20 protein-coding genes are annotated in these 17,608 nt (G+C 55.7%); 11 read left to right on the forward strand and 9 right to left on the reverse strand.

Annotated elements, in window-relative coordinates; translation table 11 throughout:
• Window position 1 precedes the first annotated feature (1 nt).
• Window positions 2-469: a tRNA (adenosine(37)-N6)-threonylcarbamoyltransferase complex ATPase subunit type 1 TsaE gene (tsaE, locus tag THISIDRAFT_RS05200; RefSeq protein WP_040851321.1), complete on the forward strand. Its 468-nt coding sequence runs from the start codon at window positions 2-4 to the stop codon at window positions 467-469.
• 4 nt (window positions 470-473) lie between these two features.
• On the opposite strand, the gene THISIDRAFT_RS05205 is transcribed toward tsaE, so the two are convergent.
• The 3 genes from THISIDRAFT_RS05205 to THISIDRAFT_RS05215 form a co-directional block, all read right to left on the reverse strand.
• On the reverse strand, window positions 474-776 hold the full coding sequence (locus THISIDRAFT_RS05205; RefSeq protein WP_006786171.1) for a P-II family nitrogen regulator: 303 nt from the start codon (window positions 774-776) through the stop codon (window positions 474-476).
• Window positions 776-1,732, reverse strand: coding sequence for a sodium-dependent bicarbonate transport family permease (locus tag THISIDRAFT_RS05210; protein ID WP_006786170.1), 957 nt, complete (start codon window positions 1,730-1,732; stop codon window positions 776-778). Before THISIDRAFT_RS05210 ends, THISIDRAFT_RS05205 begins: the two co-directional genes overlap by 1 nt.
• Window positions 1,733-1,804: 72 nt before the next feature.
• A complete protein-coding gene (locus THISIDRAFT_RS05215; RefSeq protein ID WP_159098492.1) occupies window positions 1,805-5,323 on the reverse strand; it encodes a response regulator in 3,519 nt (1,172 codons plus the stop codon).
• Between the two features lie 495 nt (window positions 5,324-5,818).
• Here THISIDRAFT_RS05215 and THISIDRAFT_RS05220 point away from each other — a divergent pair, with 495 nt between their 5' ends.
• Window positions 5,819-6,535 carry an ADP-ribosylglycohydrolase family protein gene (locus THISIDRAFT_RS05220; RefSeq protein ID WP_006786168.1) on the forward strand — a complete coding sequence of 239 codons (717 nt, stop codon included), beginning with the start codon at window positions 5,819-5,821 and terminating at the stop codon, window positions 6,533-6,535.
• Between the two features lie 276 nt (window positions 6,536-6,811).
• On the opposite strand, the gene THISIDRAFT_RS05225 is transcribed toward THISIDRAFT_RS05220, so the two are convergent.
• The 4 genes from THISIDRAFT_RS05225 to THISIDRAFT_RS05240 form a co-directional block, all read right to left on the reverse strand.
• Entirely contained in the window at window positions 6,812-8,143 is a 1,332-nt protein-coding gene (locus THISIDRAFT_RS05225) for a UDP-glucose dehydrogenase family protein (protein WP_006786167.1), read from the reverse strand.
• Window positions 8,144-8,179: 36 nt separating this feature from the next.
• Complete coding sequence (locus THISIDRAFT_RS05230) at window positions 8,180-8,545, reverse strand: helix-turn-helix domain-containing protein (protein ID WP_006786166.1); 366 nt, start codon at window positions 8,543-8,545, stop codon at window positions 8,180-8,182.
• Complete coding sequence (locus tag THISIDRAFT_RS05235; RefSeq protein ID WP_006786165.1) at window positions 8,526-8,753, reverse strand: type II toxin-antitoxin system Phd/YefM family antitoxin; 228 nt, start codon at window positions 8,751-8,753, stop codon at window positions 8,526-8,528. Before THISIDRAFT_RS05235 ends, THISIDRAFT_RS05230 begins: the two co-directional genes overlap by 20 nt.
• A gap of 110 nt (window positions 8,754-8,863) precedes the next feature.
• Window positions 8,864-9,847: a dihydroorotate dehydrogenase gene (locus THISIDRAFT_RS05240; protein WP_006786164.1), complete on the reverse strand. Its 984-nt coding sequence runs from the start codon at window positions 9,845-9,847 to the stop codon at window positions 8,864-8,866.
• On the opposite strand from THISIDRAFT_RS05240, the gene THISIDRAFT_RS05245 reads away from it, so the two are divergent.
• Window positions 9,846-10,322, forward strand: coding sequence for a tRNA (cytidine(34)-2'-O)-methyltransferase (locus tag THISIDRAFT_RS05245; protein ID WP_040851319.1), 477 nt, complete (start codon window positions 9,846-9,848; stop codon window positions 10,320-10,322). The genes THISIDRAFT_RS05240 and THISIDRAFT_RS05245 overlap by 2 nt on opposite strands.
• A gap of 30 nt (window positions 10,323-10,352) precedes the next feature.
• A complete protein-coding gene (locus THISIDRAFT_RS05250; RefSeq protein WP_006786162.1) occupies window positions 10,353-11,294 on the forward strand; it encodes a prenyltransferase in 942 nt (313 codons plus the stop codon).
• Window positions 11,295-11,343: 49 nt separating this feature from the next.
• Here the strand turns inward: THISIDRAFT_RS05250 and THISIDRAFT_RS05255 are convergent, their stop codons facing one another.
• Window positions 11,344-11,505 carry a hypothetical protein gene (locus THISIDRAFT_RS05255; protein WP_006786161.1) on the reverse strand — a complete coding sequence of 54 codons (162 nt, stop codon included), beginning with the start codon at window positions 11,503-11,505 and terminating at the stop codon, window positions 11,344-11,346.
• A gap of 108 nt (window positions 11,506-11,613) precedes the next feature.
• The gene (locus THISIDRAFT_RS05260) at window positions 11,614-13,071 is read right to left on the reverse strand and encodes an NAD(P)/FAD-dependent oxidoreductase (protein WP_040851314.1); all 1,458 of its coding nucleotides are present in this window, start codon (window positions 13,069-13,071) and stop codon (window positions 11,614-11,616) included.
• Window positions 13,072-13,315: 244 nt separating this feature from the next.
• On the opposite strand from THISIDRAFT_RS05260, the gene THISIDRAFT_RS05265 reads away from it, so the two are divergent.
• The 7 genes from THISIDRAFT_RS05265 (at window position 13,316) to fliQ (ending at window position 17,586) form a co-directional block, all read left to right on the forward strand.
• Window positions 13,316-13,942, forward strand: coding sequence for a YiaD family glycine zipper/OmpA-like lipoprotein (locus tag THISIDRAFT_RS05265; protein ID WP_050984824.1), 627 nt, complete (start codon window positions 13,316-13,318; stop codon window positions 13,940-13,942).
• Between the two features lie 215 nt (window positions 13,943-14,157).
• Window positions 14,158-14,655 (forward strand): flagellar basal body-associated FliL family protein, encoded by a 498-nt coding sequence (locus tag THISIDRAFT_RS05270; protein ID WP_006786158.1) that lies wholly within the window; start codon window positions 14,158-14,160, stop codon window positions 14,653-14,655.
• Between the two features lie 7 nt (window positions 14,656-14,662).
• Window positions 14,663-15,643: a flagellar motor switch protein FliM gene (fliM, locus tag THISIDRAFT_RS05275; RefSeq protein WP_006786157.1), complete on the forward strand. Its 981-nt coding sequence runs from the start codon at window positions 14,663-14,665 to the stop codon at window positions 15,641-15,643.
• An 11-nt stretch (window positions 15,644-15,654) separates the two neighbouring features.
• Complete coding sequence (gene fliN, locus THISIDRAFT_RS05280; protein ID WP_006786156.1) at window positions 15,655-16,119, forward strand: flagellar motor switch protein FliN; 465 nt, start codon at window positions 15,655-15,657, stop codon at window positions 16,117-16,119.
• A gap of 19 nt (window positions 16,120-16,138) precedes the next feature.
• Window positions 16,139-16,564, forward strand: a complete 426-nt coding sequence (fliO, locus tag THISIDRAFT_RS05285; RefSeq protein WP_006786155.1) for a flagellar biosynthetic protein FliO — start codon at window positions 16,139-16,141, stop codon at window positions 16,562-16,564.
• Window positions 16,561-17,316, forward strand: a complete 756-nt coding sequence (gene fliP, locus THISIDRAFT_RS05290; RefSeq protein WP_006786154.1) for a flagellar type III secretion system pore protein FliP — start codon at window positions 16,561-16,563, stop codon at window positions 17,314-17,316. Before fliO ends, fliP begins: the two co-directional genes overlap by 4 nt.
• Window positions 17,317-17,586 (forward strand): flagellar biosynthesis protein FliQ, encoded by a 270-nt coding sequence (fliQ, locus tag THISIDRAFT_RS05295; protein WP_006786153.1) that lies wholly within the window; start codon window positions 17,317-17,319, stop codon window positions 17,584-17,586.
• The last annotated feature ends 22 nt before the right edge of the window (window positions 17,587-17,608 follow it).

Below are 17,608 nucleotides of genomic sequence, written 5' to 3' on the forward strand. Positions count from 1 at the left end.
GATGGTAGTACATCTGGAGGATGAAGCAGCGACAGAGCGGTTGGGGGCAGCGTTGGCGATGATCTGCCCGCCGGGTGCTTTGATCTATCTGCACGGCGATCTTGGCGCAGGTAAAACCACCCTCGCGCGTGCATTTCTGCGCGCCTTCGGGGTCAGCGGCCCGATCAAAAGCCCGACCTACACCTTGCTGGAACCGTATCAAACCGCCAGCCAGCAGCTGTTCCACTTTGATCTGTATCGCCTTGGCGACCCGGAAGAACTGGAATATCTAGGCCTGCGCGAATGCCTTGATGGACACGCCATCACGCTCATCGAATGGCCGGAACGCGGCCACGGCATCCTCCCCCCCGCCGACCTAAGTCTCACCCTCACCCAGCATCCTCAACAAGGCCGCATCGCCTTGCTTGAAGCGCCATCCACACACACCATGCAAGAACTCACCGTCCTGGCAAAGCAAATCGCTATGTAGAATTTTAAAATTTCTCCGGGCGCAGGACAGTCACGTCGCTGACAAATAGAATCATGGCGTAGTCGTTGTAGTAATTGGCTTGCAGATGGGCGGTAATGGCCTCAGCGGTGACTTCGTTGCAAACCACTTCCACACGGATGTTGCTGCTGGCATCCCAGGCCGAGCTGCGGATGCCGCGATGGCCTTTGCCGCGGGCGTCGCTGAGGGTGTAGCCCTGTGCGCCGAGGCGATCCAGGTCTTTGAGCAAGACATTTTCCAGGGCGGCTTCGGTGATGATGGTTAATAATTTGCGCGTGCAGGGTGACATCAGCGGGGTGCTCCCAGTAGGCTATACGTCCAGACAGCGAAGGTGTAATACAGCGGAATACCTACCAACACATTAAACGGAAAGCTGACCCCCAGCGCGGCCGCCAGCGATAAGGCGGGATTGGCCTGGGGAACGGAAATACGCATCGCCGCTGGTACGGCGATATAGGATGCACTGGCGGCAAGAATCGCCAGCATGGCCGTCCCGCCCACGGAAAAGCCCATCGCATAGCCAAAGGCAATGCCAATCCAGGCCGACACCAGCGGCATTCCGATCCCAAACAGGATCAAAAACAGCCCATAACGCCGCAGGCTGCCAAACTGAGCGGCGGTAATCAGTCCCATTTCCAGCAAAAACAGGGCGAGGATGCCGTAAAACAGATCAAAAAACAGCGGTGCAATGGATTGAATCCCTTGCGGACCGGCAATCCAGCCGATCAGCAAACCGCCCACCAGCAGCACAATTCCCTTGCCTAAAAACACCTCGTGCGCCAAGGCGCCCAGCGGCATTTTGCTGCGCAGACCGCGTGCCAGCACAATGCCTACCAGAATCGCCGGAATCTCCAAAACCGCCAGTAACAGCGGCATGTGCGCCTCAAAGCTGATCTGCTGGCTGGCAAAATACACCACCGCAACCGCATAAGTGGCCACGCTGACCGAGCCGTAATGGGCGGCGATGGAGGCCGCATCCTCGCGCTTAAAGTGCCCCACATAGCGCAATACCGGGTAAGCCAGCAGCGGCAGTATAAGCCCCATGAGCATCACCCAGAACATCTGCGGCAAGAGCACAATCAAGGGCTGCTTGGCCAGTTCAATGCCGCCTTTCATGCCGATGGCCAGTAACAACACCATACTGACCAGATCATAAACCGCGCTGGGCAGGCGCAGCTCCGAGCGTAGCAAACCGGCACTCAGGCCCAGGATGAAAAATAAAACAATGGGATCAAGGCTTGTCAAAGCAGAAAACTCCGCAGCAGGGGGCTAGGCAGATCGGGCTGTATTTGTTTGTTTAAGGACTGAGCAAATCCCTTAGGCGGATGTCGCTGCGGGCGGGATGTTTAGCTGTTGGCATAGTTGCGCCAGAGATTGTCCCGCCTGCTCAAAATCATATTCTTCCAGCCGTTGGCGGATGGCCTGCAAAGCGCTGCTGAGTTCAGGGTCGTTAATGCGGGCGAGCAGTTCATCAATATCATCCAGACAACGGGTGTCATACTGTGCCATAGTGCGGCTTAGCTCATCAAGATAGACGCGCACGGCAGCCGGGTCGAGCGTTTCGCCGGTGGCCTTGGGGTGGGCGGGCGAAGCGGCGGTGTCAAATACCTGCCCGATAATGCGCAGGGTGTGCGCCAAAACGCGCGCAAACAGGGCATATTGTTGCTCAATCCAGTCCAGCCGCTCACCGGCCAGGGCAGTTTCGAGTTTTTCGGCGACGGCCTGTAATTCCAGGGCGCCGATATTGGCGGCTACGCCTTTAACGCTATGCGCCAGATTATGTGCTGCGGCCAGATCACCCGACTGCAGATAATCACTCAGGCGCGTGGCGGTGTGTTGATGATAGCTGCTGAATTTTTGCAAGACCGCACGATAGGCATGGATATCCTCACCCATGCGTGCCAGGGCGGCCTGGGTATCAAAGCCGCGCAGGGCGGCAAACACCGAATAGGGTCGCTCGATGGTGAGTGGGTGTTGCGGATGCACCAAAATATCGGGTAACCAGCGTTTGATCGCCGCCTCCAGCGCATCGCGGGACAAGGGTTTGGGCAGATAATCATTCATCCCGCAGGCCAGGCATTTTTCCCGATCGCCCTGCATGGCATTGGCCGTCATGGCAATGATCGGTACCTGCACATTCAGCGCGCTGCGGGCTTGCGAGCGCAGCTTGCGGGTTGCGGCAAAGCCATCCAGCACCGGCATCTGCACATCCATAAACACCAGATCGTAGGTGGCCATTGCCAGGGCCTGCAGCGCCTGTTCGCCATTTTCTGCCAGATCGGCGCTGAGCCCAAGCCGTTGCAAGGCGCCCAGCGCGACTTCCTGATTCACCGGATCATCCTCAACCAGTAAAATCCGCGCCTGCCATTGCGCAAACAAAGGCTGCTCGGCATACATGCGCTCCCGGGACGAATGGCGCGTCACCATCGTCTCGGCCTGGCGGGTGTGCTCATCCAGCACATTGCACAGCACATTATGCAAATCCTGCTGGCGCACCGGCTTGGGCAGGTAGGCATGAAAACCGCTGGCGGCATAGCGTTTCAAATCCCCCGGCACGGTCAGTGATGGCATGATCACACAGCGCAGCGCCGCCAATAGTTCATCGCTTTGAATCATCTGCCCCAGCTGCTCGCCATCCATGATGGGCATGGCCAGATCAATCAAGGCTACCTGGAAGGGATCGGGGGTTGTTGCCGCTTCGCGCAACATGACCAGGGCCTGCATCCCGTCACGCGCCTCACAGGGACGCATCCCCCAGCTGTGCAGCAAGGCCATGAGGATCTCGCAGTTGGTCGGATGATCATCCACCACCAGAATCCGCACCCCCTGCAGATCCGTATGCACGGGCAGATCAGGTATCGCGCTGGGCTGCGATGGTAACAGCGTGACCGTAAACCAAAACGTCGAACCCTGGCCCGCCTTGCTCTCTACGCCAATCTCACCGTGCATCAAACTGGTCAGGCGCTTGCAGATCGCCAGGCCCAGGCCAGTGCCGCCATATTGACGGGTGGTTGAGGCATCCAGTTGCGCAAAGCGTTCAAATAATAAGGCAAGGTCCTGCTGTGCAATGCCGATGCCGGTATCGGTAATCGCGCACTGCAACACCACCTGATCCTGTGCGCTATGCAGACAGCGCACCCGCACCACCACTTCGCCGCTGTGGGTAAACTTAACCGCATTGCTGCCCAGGTTATTCAGGATTTGCCGCAAACGCCCTGGATCACCGCGTAAATGAACCGGGGTATCCGGCTCCACCGCGCAGATAAATTCCAGCCCCTTTTGATGTGCCCGCCAGGCCAGCGTTGTGGCAAATTCATCCAGCAGATTGAGCAGATTAAAATCAATCTGCTCCAGATCAAGCTTGCCCGCCTCAATCTTGGAAAAATCCAAAATATCATTGATCAGACTGAGCAAAGATTCCGCGCTGGACAGCACAGATTCGGCATAATGGCGTTGCTGTGCGGTCAATTCGGTGTCCATCAACAAGCCAGTCATACCGATCACCCCATTCATCGGGGTGCGGATCTCATGACTCATATTCGCCAAAAACTCGCTTTTGGCACGATTGGCCACATCCGCATCAATGGCCAGATTGGTGGCCCGCTCCATCATCTCGTGGGCGTACTTGGTCGCTTCACGCAACTGCATATTGGTGGCCTGCAACATCGCCGTTGCCTGGTGACGAGCGCTGACATCGCGCTGCATGCTGGCATAGGCATAGGTCCCCTGATCTTCACCGCACAGTGGCACAATCTTGTATTCACAGGCAAAACGACTGCCATTTTTGCGCTGATGAAAGGCCTCCTTGGCATATTCTTCGCCACACGCAGCAATCTTTTGGGTGAGAATATTCGGTGACAAATCCTGTAACAACAGGCTCAAATGTCGCCCTAATAACTCCTGTGCGCGATAGCCATACAGCGTCTGGGTTTTCTGATTAACATAGGTGATCTTGAAATCCACATCCGTAATCACCACCGACTCAAAGTGATTCGCCACCACCGAACTCAATACCTGATGCTGCTGGCTGAGCTGCTTAAATTGCGTAATATCTTTCAAACAGGCAATCGCCCCCGCCTGCGCCCCGCTGGCATCGCGCAAGATCCGCGCATCCACCATCACACACACCCGCCGACCATTGCGGTGTATCAGCGCAACCTCATGTTGCGCGATCTCCCCGCGCCAATGCCGATGCCAATGGCGCTTAAGCTCAGGCAAAGACGGCGCATCCACAAACTCAAACAGCGCCCGCCCCTTAAGCTCTGCCGCTGTATATCCCAGCATTTCCGCCATCGCCGGGTTCACAAATACCGTCAGACCCTCCGTATCGACCTGCCACACCCCATCGCCCATGGCATCCACCAACACCCGATAATGCGCCTCATTTTCCCGCAGATTCACCCCATAATGCTTGCGTACGCTAATTTCCTGCAGCATCCCGCGCATCAGTAACGGTCGTTGTGCCGCATCGCGCTCACACACCACACCACGCACCATCACCCACACCCAATGTCCCTGCAGATGGTGCAAACGCAGCTCCACCGCATACACCGGCAAATCATCCTGCAAATGCCGCCGCAGCAACGCCACCATCCCGGTATAATCCGCCGCATGTACCTGCTGCTGCCAATGCTGCAGCGACCAACCCTGCAGCACATCCAGCGGATAACCCAGCAGCCGCGCTACCGGCTCAGAGACCACCATCTCAGCGCGGGCGATCTGCCAGACCCAGGTACCCACCCCCACCGCTGCCAACATCTCGGCCAGTTGATCACCCGCTGGCAACGCAGTCTGTGCCCGGCACAGACCGACATCAGTGACACGATACGCACTCATAACACCCTCACCCTGCGGTCTACATAGCATATGCACATGATTATCATTCAAGGTATCAACGCCATGCAACCGCACATCCCGATCATCGCTACCCATCACATTAAGGCTATTTAACAGCATTTTATATATAGATATGCAGTGCTGTACACCGCGTTCATTTTCTATCCCGGCACACAGTGTATTTTAGTTTTATTGCTTTAATGTTGCACTTGGGAGCAGCCCCGCCCCCGCTCGGCACGAAGGAAGTAGCGAAGGCATCTTGCGTTCGCCGGATTTGCGGCTGCCCATGATTGTATTTAAGGCTATTATTGCCCACTGACGCGGTGAATGCGATGATGCCTTTAGCGCAATCGACGACGCAGTATTTTCTTAATCAGGAGGGCAGGATATGTCAGCGCAAACGCTTTCCGAGCGCATGATGGGGTGTTTTATCGGTTTGGTGGTCGGCGATGCCTTTGGTGCGCCGTATGAATTTTTCCGCGCGGTAAGTTGGTCGTGCAAGAAAACTTTACCGAGATTCCCAACAGTAAATTGCAGATCAAAAAAGGCGAGTGGACGGATGATTCCGCGATGGCGCTGGCACTGGCGGATAGCCTGCTGAGCTGTCATGGTTTTGATCCGCGTGACCAGATGCAACGCTATCACCGCTGGACTTTTACCGATACGGGCTATTGCTCATCCCGACCGACCGCGTTTGGTTTTGGGCAAACCTTTCTCAAGGCGCTGCTGGATTCGGAAAAACACGACACGCCTTATCCCGGCAACATCAATCCCAGACGCCCTGGGAACGGTTCGCTGATGCGCCTGGCACCGATTCCGATCTATTTTTTCAATGATCTGGAGCAAACCGTGGAATATGCCGGGCTTTCAAGTCAGGTCACGCATGGGCATCCTGACTCGGTATATGGCACACGATTGTTTGCCCGCATCATCCATCACGCCCTCAAGGGGCAAGAAAAAGCCGAGCTTTTGCAGCAACCGCCAGAACCCGAGGCCCCCGAGCTTACACCTAGTCCATTCAGGCCATTGCCAGAGAAGTATCGCGACAAACCCATGGAGGCCATTGACGGTACCTTTTTTGCTGCACAATCCCTGGAAGCCGCGCTGTGGTGCTTTACCCAAACCGATACCTTTAAAGACGCCATCCGTCTTGCCGTGAGCCTCGGTGGTGATACTGACAGCACGGCCGCAGTCTGTGGTCAGGTGGCGTGAGCCTACTATGGCCTTGCCGCCATTCCCGATCTCTGGAAAGATGAAATCGTCAAAAAAGAGGAGCTTACACCTAGGTGTTTAAGGCCGCAGAGCGCCTGTGTCAGGCCGCCTGTCAGCGTGTGTGAGAGGGGTGTGGCGTGTTTTTTTGTGGGGTAGATATAAAAAAAGCTGCTTTCCTGTAGCGGCATCTGAGAGATGCCGCCGACTTCTTAGGTAGTGTCGTTACAAGAAGGCCTATCGGATAACATACCGCCATGACGACACCTAAGAAATCACTTAAATGGATTGGCCGCGACCGATGGCGTAGTAGTGAAAGCCCATGTCGTGCAGGCGTTTGGGGTCGTAGAGGTTGCGCCCGTCGAAGATTACTGGTTCGCGCAGGCGGGTTTTGATCTGTGCAAAATCGGGGCTGCGGAAGCTATTCCATTCCGTGACAATCACTAAGGCATCGGCGCCCTGCAAGGCGGCTTCAGGGTGTTCACACAGGTGTAAATCCGCCCGTTCGCCGTAGAGATGGGCGCATTCTTTCATGGCGACGGGATCGTAGGCGCGCACCTTGGCTCCACTGGCCCAGAGTGCCTCCATCAATACCCGGCTGGCAGCCTCGCGCATATCATCCGTGTTGGGCTTGAAGGCCAGTCCCCACAGGGCAAAGGTGCGCCCGTGCAGTTCGCCGTTGAAGTGTTGGTGGATTTTTTCAAACAGGCGCTGTTTTTGCCGCTGGTTAACGGCTTCCACGGCGTTGAGCAGCCGCGCTTCATAACCCACCTGTCGGGCGGTTTGCTCCAAGGCTTTGACATCCTTGGGAAAACAGGAGCCGCCATAGCCACAGCCAGGATAGATGAAGTGATAGCCGATGCGCGGATCGGAGCCGATGCCCTGGCGCACGGATTCAATATCGGCGCCGAGTTTTTCCGCCAGATTGGCCAGCTCGTTCATGAAACTGATTTTGGTGGCGAGCATGGCATTGGCTGCGTATTTGGTCAGCTCTGCCGAGCGCACATCCATCACCATCACCCGGTCATGATTGCGATTAAACGGCGCATACAGCGCCCGCATCAGTTCTGCGGTGCGCGGGTTGTCGGTGCCGACAATGATGCGATCAGGTTTCATAAAATCCTCAATCGCCGCGCCTTCTTTAAGAAATTCAGGGTTGGAAACCACATCGTAATCTACCGAAGCGTCCCGCCCGGCCAAGGTCTGTGCCATTTTAGCGCGTACCTGATCGGCAGTACCAACGGGCACCGTGGATTTATTGACGATGATGCGATAGTCCTGCACATGGGTGGCGATGCTCTCAGCCACAGCCAGCACATGGCGCAAATCGGCTGAGCCGTCTTCATCGGGCGGGGTTCCTACAGCGATAAACTGAAACAAACCGTGGGCCACGCCTTGGGCCGCATCGGTGGAAAAACTCAGGCGACCAGCGGCGGCATTGTCCTTGATCAGGGCCTCCAGCCCCGGCTCAAAAATCGGGATTTTGCCCTGCTTGAGCCCTTCGATTTTGGCGGTATCAATATCAATGCACAGCACATGATTACCGACCTGCGCCAGACAAGCCCCGGTCACTAAGCCAACATAGCCCGAACCGTAAATGGTGACGTTCATGGAATAGAAAATCCTGATGGTATAAATAGATAAATATCAATCGACATGCAGATCGTCCATATCACACCCCAGCACGGCGGCTAAACGGTGTAAAAGCTCGGCAGAGGGCGCGGCGGTGCGGTGTTCAATCATGGATAGCATTTTCCCGGTGCAGCCAACCTGCTCGGCCAGGGTCTGCACTGTGAAACCCCGATGCTCGCGCCATAGTATTAAGGGCGACTCACCCGCCAAGCGGCGTTCAATGAATTCAAGCGGCAATGTTTCCTTTGGATGTGCCGTTGCTTCGTTAAAATCGGCGAGGTCTTGCAAGGTTTCGAGCCGTTCAAGCAAGGCGTTCCATTCAGCAATGGGTACGACCGCAAAGACCGGCTGCCCTTCAAGTTCAATAATTTGTGCGCTCATTTCCTTCAAGCGGGGAAATCACATCTCCACGAATTTCCAGTTTGGGATGCAAACCAAACGGTGAGTCAATGCGTCCGCCAGAATACGGGCGTAACTCCGCAATCGGTTTGCCATCCTTAGTGATGACCCATGTTTCGCCGGAAGTGGCGACGGCATCCATGAGGCTCAGGCATTCGGCCTGGAATTTGGAGGCTTGGATTGTTTGCATGGGTGCGGTACACCTCTCTCGCGACATTGCCAAAGGCCAACGCGGTCTTGGATTATAAGCCCAGGATCATGATAATTTAATGAAATCACAGTCCCGGTGCTGGGCTGGCGTTATGCGCCACAACTGACCGGCGGGCGGGCTGGACTGTTGAGGGTCAGGCTGCCGGTGAGTTCGCTGACGTGGCGCAGTTGGTGGCGTGTGAGATAATCGCGGATGCCGTCGTTGATTTTGGCGCAGATTAACGGATCATAAAACAGGGCGGTGCCAATTCCCACAGCACTGGCCCCGGCAATCAGAAACTCCAGCGCATCGCGGGCATTGCTGACACCGCCCTGGCCGATGATCGGAATATTGTGTCGTTTGGCCACCTGATAAACCTGATGCACCTTTAATAAGGCCACAGGTTTGATCGCCGGTCCGGATAAACCGCCCTGATTATTGCCCAGCACCGGGCGGCGGGTTTCGGCATCAATGGCCATACCCATGAGGGTGTTCATTACCGACAGGCCATCCGTGCCTGCTTCAATGCAGCAGTGGGCGCTGTGGGCGATATCGGTCTGATTGGGGGAAAGTTTGGTGATCAGCGGTTTTTGGGTGACGGCCCGACAGGCAGCGACCACCCGTGCGGCCATGGCCGGGTCATTGCCAAAGGCGACGCCACCTTGTTTGACGTTGGGGCAGGAGATGTTGATCTCGATGGCATCAATTGGTGAATCCTCAAAGCGCTGCGTGACTTCGACATATTCTTCAACGGTGGAGCCAGAGACATTGGCAATAAAACGGGTTTCGCTAAAATCCAGGGTTGGCAAAATGTGTTTTACCACGTAGTCTACCCCCGGATTTTGCAGGCCAATGGCATTGAGCATCCCCATCGGGGTTTCACAGATGCGATGGGCCGGGTTGCCCAGCCGGGCCTGTCCGGTCGTCCCTTTCAGACACACCGCCCCGGTCTGGCGATGAGAAAAACCGGCCACCCGGGTATATTCCTCGGCAAAGCCGACACAGCCCGAAAGCAGCACCAGGGGGGTGGCAAATGATAGGCCACAAAAACGAATTGCCAGCTCATCATCGTGCGCAAGCATCTCAGCGGTCATGTTTCACATAGTCCTCGTTGAACCGAAAATCGCGCCCAATACGGGCAATATCATGCGCCTGTGCGCCAATACCGGGTGTCTGCTGCATCTGATCCAGCCTCTGGGCTTTAGCCTGGATGCGGCAAAATTGCGCCGGGCGGGTCTGGATTATCGTGACCAGGCCGGGGTGCAGGTGCATGATCACCTAGCGGCATTTTATCAGTGCGTGCAGCCCTTGCGGGTATTTACCTTAAGCACCAAAGGCTATGTGTATTATACCCAGGCCGCGTTTAAACCCGGCGATGCCTTGGTGTTTGGCTCTGAAACCGAGGGCTTGAGCGAGGCGGTGCGCCACAGTGTTCCGCCTGACCAGCGTCTGTGCATCCCGATGCAGGCGCAAAGCCGTAGCCTCAATCTGTCCAATGCCGTGGCGGTGGTGACCTATGAAGCCTGGCGTCAATGCCAGTTTCACGGGGCCGCGCCAGTGGTATCCTAAACCTTCTTGATCCTTGAATCGCAAAAATCCATGTCCATACATCCTGAAACTCCGGCGCCGACGCCGACGCTATCCCCTGATCCCAAATATCGCCTAGGCACCGTGCTGCGGCCTTTTTCTTACAGCGTGGCGCTGGCTGCCTGCGGTCTGGGCGTGTTGTATGCCTTGCAGCAAGGCGCTGGTTCTGTGACCTTGGGTCTGTTGATCGTCTGTGCCGGGGTATTGCTCCAGGCGGGCGTGAATCTGATCAATAATCATGCCGATTTGCCGCTGTTGCAGGGCTTGCCCGCACCAGCAGATGCCCTGGAAAAACAGCGCCGCGAGCGCAATATCGCCGCCATTCGCTGGCATTTTCACCTCGGCATTGGCTGTTTTATGCTGGCGTGGTTGATCGCAGGCTTTTTGATATGGCGTGAGGGGTGGCTTTTGCTGCTGATCTGTGTGGTCGGCTTTCTGGGCGGGTATTTTTATACCGCTGAACCCATTCACTACAAGCGCCGGGGCCTGGGCGTGCTGCTGTCATTTGTGTTTATGGGAGTATTGATGATCGGCGGCTCGGCGCTGGCGATGGGCGCGCCCTGGACCTTGACCCTGCTGTGGCTATCCTTGCCATTTAGCCTGCTGACCGCCTTGCTGTTACTGGCCAATGAATTGCGTGATGTGGAGGATGATCGGCAACACCAGCTACGCACCCTCACGGTGCGTATCGGCGAAACCCATGCCAAGCGGCTGTATATCGCCATCCTCGTGGCCGTGTATCTGAGCACTGTGGGGTTGTGGTGGGCCGGCCTGCTGGTCTGGCCCTGGCTGCTGGCCTTGTCGTTGCCCCTGGTCACCAGCCCGTTGGTGATTTTGCGGCGGGATCTTCAGGCCCGCCAAGCTTTGCCCCCAGCCACCGGTCAGCTATTTATCGTCTTTGCCTTTTTGTTTTTACTCAGCTACAGCGGCGGCTTTTTCATGAGCGCGACTTAAAGCTGCAATATGGAGCGGTATCTTCAAAGAGGCCGCTCCATGGTCTGGCTCAGTGTTTGCGCACCATGCGCAGCATTTTGGCGTTAAGCACCAAAAAGCGAAACAGCTGCCACAGCGGATTGACGCGCAGATGCTTGGTCAGGCGTGTGGGCACAGGGGGATAATAGCTCTGGCTAAAGGGTTTTCTGAGCTGGGGTGTGGGTTCGTTCATCGGCATCTCCGTTAAAAGCCCGACCTTGAAGCGGGCGGGCAGATTGATTTGATTAGCGAACGCAAGATGCGTCCGCCACCCAAGGATAACAGGCCAGCAGGCGGTGCCTTACTCAGGAATCAGTTTCCACAAGGGATAAGCCTTGGCCTTGTAGATGAAGGCAAAGTGCAGCAGATATTTCAGCCAATGCCCGGCCAGGCCAATCTCGCCGCTGGTATAGGCAAGGCTGCGGCCTGAATCGGGATAGGTTTTGAAATCCGGGATGATCGGATAAATGGTCATAGAGGCGGCTGTGCCGTTAATCAGCGAGGCACCTGCCGAGGCAATGCAGGCCGCGCCCATTTTGGCCATGGAGGCGGTGCGGGTGGGCTGGTCAGCCTTGCCATTGATCATATCGACGATGTTGAAGGCGATTTCGCGCGCCATCACGCCACTGGGCATCCCGGTACGCGGCGGGGCGGGAAAGATGGGGGTACCCGAGGGGCTTTTCATCGGGCGGGAAATGGCATGGGGCGGTGCAAAGGCAATGCCGATGGCAAAGATGTTTTTATAGTGAGGGCTTTGGTAGGTCGAGGGCCAGTCCTCTGGCGTCCATTCCTCATAGGGCTTGCCGGAATAATCAGCATCGACTTTCATAAAGCCATTGGGGGCAAACAGCTGCTCGGTGATCTCTTCGCCGCTGCGCGTGAAGGCTTTCAGTCCAACCCCGGCAAAAGGCGGTAGCAGCATCGCAAAATCAAAGTTTTGCGTTTTATGCTCGCCTTCCAGGGTTTCGTAATGCACCGCATTGGCTTCGACTTTGTTGACGTGAGCACGGGTGATCCAAGAGATGCCGCGCTCGGTATACAAAGATTCCGTAAAGACCCGGCTGTGGGTAATATAGCCACCCCGGCGCACATGCATCCCGCCCATGCCAAAATCGCCCAGCTCTTCTTCGTTGGAAATCCAGATAATATCGGCCTTATCCCGCACCTTCTGGCGACGCAGTTCAAATTCCACATTGAAGATGTATTCAAAGGCCGCGCCCTGACAGGTACACAGCCCATGGCCTGTGCCAATCAGCAAGGTCTGGCGCTCACCGCGCTTCATGCGCTCAATGCTTTCCTGCAAACGGGCAGCGGCATCGACGGCATGACCATAGGTACAGACAGACAGGCTGTTGTGTTCCGGGCCTAAGCCTTCGGTGGCCGCAAAATTAAGCTTCGGGCCGGTAGCATTGATCAGATAATCGTAGCTGACGGTATCCTTGATGCCTTTTTTGGTTTCGCTGGTGTATTCAATCACCACATGCGGCTCAGGATTGTCCGCACTGCCCTCCGGGTGGATTTCCAGGGCCTTGGCCTGAACAAAATTTACCCCGGTTTTCTGATACACCGGGGCGAGTTCAAAGGTCACCTGCTCAGGCTTCATCCAGCCAATACCCACCCAGATATTGGAGGGAATCCAGTTCCATTTGGCATTGGGTGAGACCACGATGACCTCATGCTCTTTAGCCAGTTTGGTGCGGGCATGCATGGCAGCAGTATGTCCTGCGATGCCGGCGCCGAGGATGAGAAGTTTTGCCATATTTTGATACCATTGCAAGAGAAAGGCGCTGATTCAGCGGTTTGTGTTATGGTTGAGCGTGCAGATTGACATCCGGTATCGAACCTGTGAAGCGCGTCACCAGCCTGCGCGCTGTCGCCTGACAACCTGACAGGCGTGCGACAGCATCATTCCCGGTTTTTATATCATTAAATAATATCTATAGCAAAATAATTGGAGAAGCACATTGAAATTTTTAACATTCGCCGTCGTTATTGCATTTTGCATGGTGGTTCTGGGCTTAAGCGGCTGTACCACCACCGATCCTTATACCGGTGAGCAGCGCCCAACCAAAACCACGCAAGGGGCCTTGATTGGGGCTGCGGGGGGTGCGGTTTTAGGCAATATTACCGGGCGCCGCGATCGCACCAAGCGGGCCATGATTGGCGCCGGGGTGGGGGCTTTGGCCGGGGCTGCGGTCGGCAATTATATGGATCGCCAGGAAGCTGAGCTGCGCCGGGGACTGCAGGGCACCGGGGTCGAAGTGGATCGCCAGGGAGATCACCTGGTGCTCAACATGCCCAGCAGCATCACCTTCGATGTTAACCGCGATGAAATCCGCCCGGAATTTTACCGGGCCCTGAATTCCGTCGCCGATGTCCTCAGACGCTATGAACAAACCGCCGTTGAGATTGCCGGACACACCGACAGCACCGGCACTGTCGATCATAACGTGCGCCTGTCACAGCGGCGGGCAGACAGCGTGGCGCGTTATCTGGAGGCCCAGGGAATCTCGCGCGTTCGCATGGACACCATTGGCCTCGGCCCACACCGCCCGATTGCCGATAACAGCACAACCCAAGGGCGCGCGATGAATCGGCGGGTAGAAATGACCTTGATTCCCTTGACCTGATCATCTTTGCTTTTGCATACGTGTTTGCTGCAATGGCCGTCAATGTTTTGACGGCCATTGTTTTTGGTGCGCGCGGTATCATGGCATGTGCAACGTGGCGCCCGGCAGTTTCTGCACTACATCATAAGCCATCGCTAAACAGATGATTCGCTTCTTGGTGCATCATGGTATGACCTTTGCTTTAATTTACCGAAAAACAGGAGATGGGTGATTTGATGAATACGCTGACACATAAGACAAGGCCGCACGGGAGCCGCCGACACCGCCAAGGTGGCGCACTCAAGCTCGTGCTGATTGTGCTGGTCGCAGTATTGGTTTCTGGGGGTTTGAGCGGGGGTGTCGCCTGGTATTTCCTGGCGGGGAGTGCGCCTAAGGGGCCTGATCCTTCGTTGCCGCCGCCGACCTTTTATATGGAGCTTGCGCCCTTGACGCAAAATTTCCAGGGACCGGGGCGGATCCGCTTTATTCAGATAGGGCTTGTATTGATGGCACGGGATCAGGCAGACCTTGAGCTGGCGCAAAAACACATGCCGGCGGTTTTAAATAATCTGAATCTGTTGATCGGCAACAAAACCTACGAAGAACTCAATACCCCGGAGGGCAAAGACGTGTTGCGCGAGGAGCTGTTGACCGAAATCGGACGGCTGTTGCGTGAGCGCGCCGGACGCAGCGCCATTGAGGGGATCTATTTCAATTCCTTTGTGATGCAGTAAACACATCATGGCTAATGCAGACCTACTTTCCCAAGACGAAATTGACGCCCTGTTACACGGCGTTGATGGCGGTGATATAGAGACCGAAGACGAGCTGCGTTCGCATGACGGGGTAGCGCGTTCTTTTGATTTTGGCAGCCAGGATCGGATTGTGCGTGGGCGCATGCCCACCCTGGAGATGATTAACGAGCGCTTTGCCCGTTATTCACGCATCAGCTTGTTTAACCTGTTGCGCCGTGCCGTTGAGGTTTCTGTCGGCGGCGTGAAGATTTTAAAATTCAACGAATATGTCCATTCCTTATTCGTGCCGACCAGTCTGAATCTGGTAAAAGTCAAACCCCTGCGCGGCACGGGTCTGTTTGTGCTGGATCCCAAGCTGGTGTTTATTCTGGTGGATAACTTTTTTGGCGGCGACGGGCGCTATCACGCCAAGATTGAGGGACGTGAATTTACCCCCACCGAGCTTCGGGTGGTACAGGTCTTGCTCAATCAAGCCTTCCATGATTTGAAGGAATCCTGGGCGCCGGTGCTGACGCTAGATTTTGAATACATCAATTCTGAGGTCAACCCCCAATTTGCCAATATTGTCAGCCCTACCGAAGTGGTGGTGGTGTCAACCTTTCGCATGGAGCTTGATGGCGGTGGCGGCGACATGCACGTCACCATGCCCTATTCCATGATTGAGCCGATTCGCGAGCAGCTGGATGCCGGGATTCAAAGTGACCGCTTTGATGTGGATGATCGCTGGATCAAGGCATTGCGCGAGGAGGTGAAAGCGGCAGAGGTCGGCGTTTCCTGCGTGTTGACCGATGTCACCATGAGCCTGGAAAAACTGATTGATCTTAGGCCCGGCGATATCATTCCTGTGGATATTCCCGAGGTGGTGACCTTGAAAGCAGAGGACATCCCGATTGTGCGCGGGACATTTGGCATATCCAACGGTTTTAACGCGGTTAAGGTGACCGAGCGTATCAAACGTACTGATTAGGAGTCTGGACTGTGAGTGATGAAGATAAAACGGCTGAGGTAGCCGATGATGATTGGGCGGCCGCCCTGGCAGAGCAAGAGACGAGCGAGGAGCTAGCCCCTGAGCCTGCCACATCCAAAGGCAAAGAAAAGGCGTCAAAGGACGGGGATCATGTCCAGATGGCGCAGTTTGAGTCCATCTCTGCCGAGCCGACGGAGGGCAGTGGCGGGGGCGAAGATATCAATCTGGATGTGATCCTGGATATCCCCGTCACCATTGCGATGGAAATCGGGCGGACCAAATTGCCGATCCGTAATCTTTTGCAGCTTAATCAGGGGTCGGTGGTAGAGTTGGATCGACTCGCCGGGGAACCGCTGGATGTGCTGGTTAACGGGACTTTGATTGCGCACGGTGAGGTGGTGGTGGTTAACGAAAAGTTCGGTATCCGCCTGACCGATGTGATCAGCCCGGCGGAACGTGTGAAGAAATTGAAGTAAGTCCGCAAAGGTGCTCTTGATGCGTCTTTTAATGATTCTCTGTGTCCTGTTGTCGGCCACGGCGCAGGCCACTGAACCGACGGTGCGCACCATTGCACCACCGGAACTCACGGGTGCGTATCTGCTGCAAATCCTGTTCAGTCTGCTGGTAGTTATCGGCGGCATCATTGCCCTGACCTGGTTGATGCGGCGTTTACAGCATCGCTCAGGGAGCGCCGGGCCTTCGCTGCGTGCCTTGGCGAGTCTGAATGTGGGCACCCGCGAGCGCGTGGTCTTGATTGAGATCGGTACGAAACAAATTCTGGTCGGAGTAGCGCCGGGCCGGGTGCAAACCTTACATGTTCTGGATGAATCCATTGATGTTTCAGGCAAAGAAACACACGGCGCGGACACACCATTCGCGCACCGCTTGAAAACAGCATTGAACACACGGAGCAAACCATGAAGTGCAAGGGTTTTCTTTGGCTGGCCGTGATGCTGTTGGCGCTGATTCCGCTGTCGGCAGCGCAGGCCCAGGCAACCTTTCCGATCCTGACGGTGACCCCCGGTGCGGGAGGCAGCGAGGAATATTCAGTCACCCTGCAAGTCCTGATCTTGATGACCATGCTCAGCCTGATTCCGGCGGCATTGATCATGATGACCTCCTTTACCCGCATCATCATTGTGCTGGGGATTTTGCGTCAAGGACTTGGCACCGCCCAAACCCCAAATAATCAAATCCTTGTGGGGCTGGCGTTTTTTCTGACCCTGTTCATCATGCTACCCATTTTTGAACGCATCAATGAAGAAGCAGTGCAGCCCTATATGCAGGAGGAAATCACCTTGCAGGAGGGCTTGAGTCGCGCCAGTGTACCGATGCATCGTTTCATGATTGAGCAGACCCGGGAAACCGATCTGGCGATGTTTGCCCGCATTGGGGGGTATGAAACCTTTGAGAGCCCTGACGATGTGCCTTTCTCGTTGCTGGTGCCGGCGTTTATCACCAGCGAACTCAAAACCGCCTTCCAGATTGGTTTTCTGATTCTGATTCCCTTTCTGATCATTGACCTTGTGGTAGCCAGTGTATTGATGTCGATGGGGATGATGATGTTACCGCCGGTGATGATTGCGCTGCCTTTTAAATTGATGCTGTTTGTGATGATTGATGGCTGGCCATTGTTGATGGGCACCCTGGCCTCAAGCTTTGTGGTGGTGTAAATGACCCCCGAACTGGTGGTGGAGATTTCACGTTCGGCCCTGTGGCTGGTGATTTTGCTGGTGATGCCGCCGTTGCTCACCGCCTTGGTGATCGGGGTGATTATTGCGATGTTACAGGCGGCGACCTCGGTACAGGAAATGACCCTGACCTTTATTCCCAAGCTGCTGGGGATGTTTTTCGCGCTGATGCTGGCAGGGCATTGGATGCTGGGGCTGTTGATTGAATACACCCAGGAGCTGATTGAGAGCATCCCCTTTGTCATTGGTTAACGGGCCTTGTCACCCCGACAAG

The organism is Thiorhodospira sibirica ATCC 700588 (genome assembly GCF_000227725.2).
GTDB lineage: Bacteria > Pseudomonadota > Gammaproteobacteria > Ectothiorhodospirales > Ectothiorhodospiraceae > Thiorhodospira > Thiorhodospira sibirica.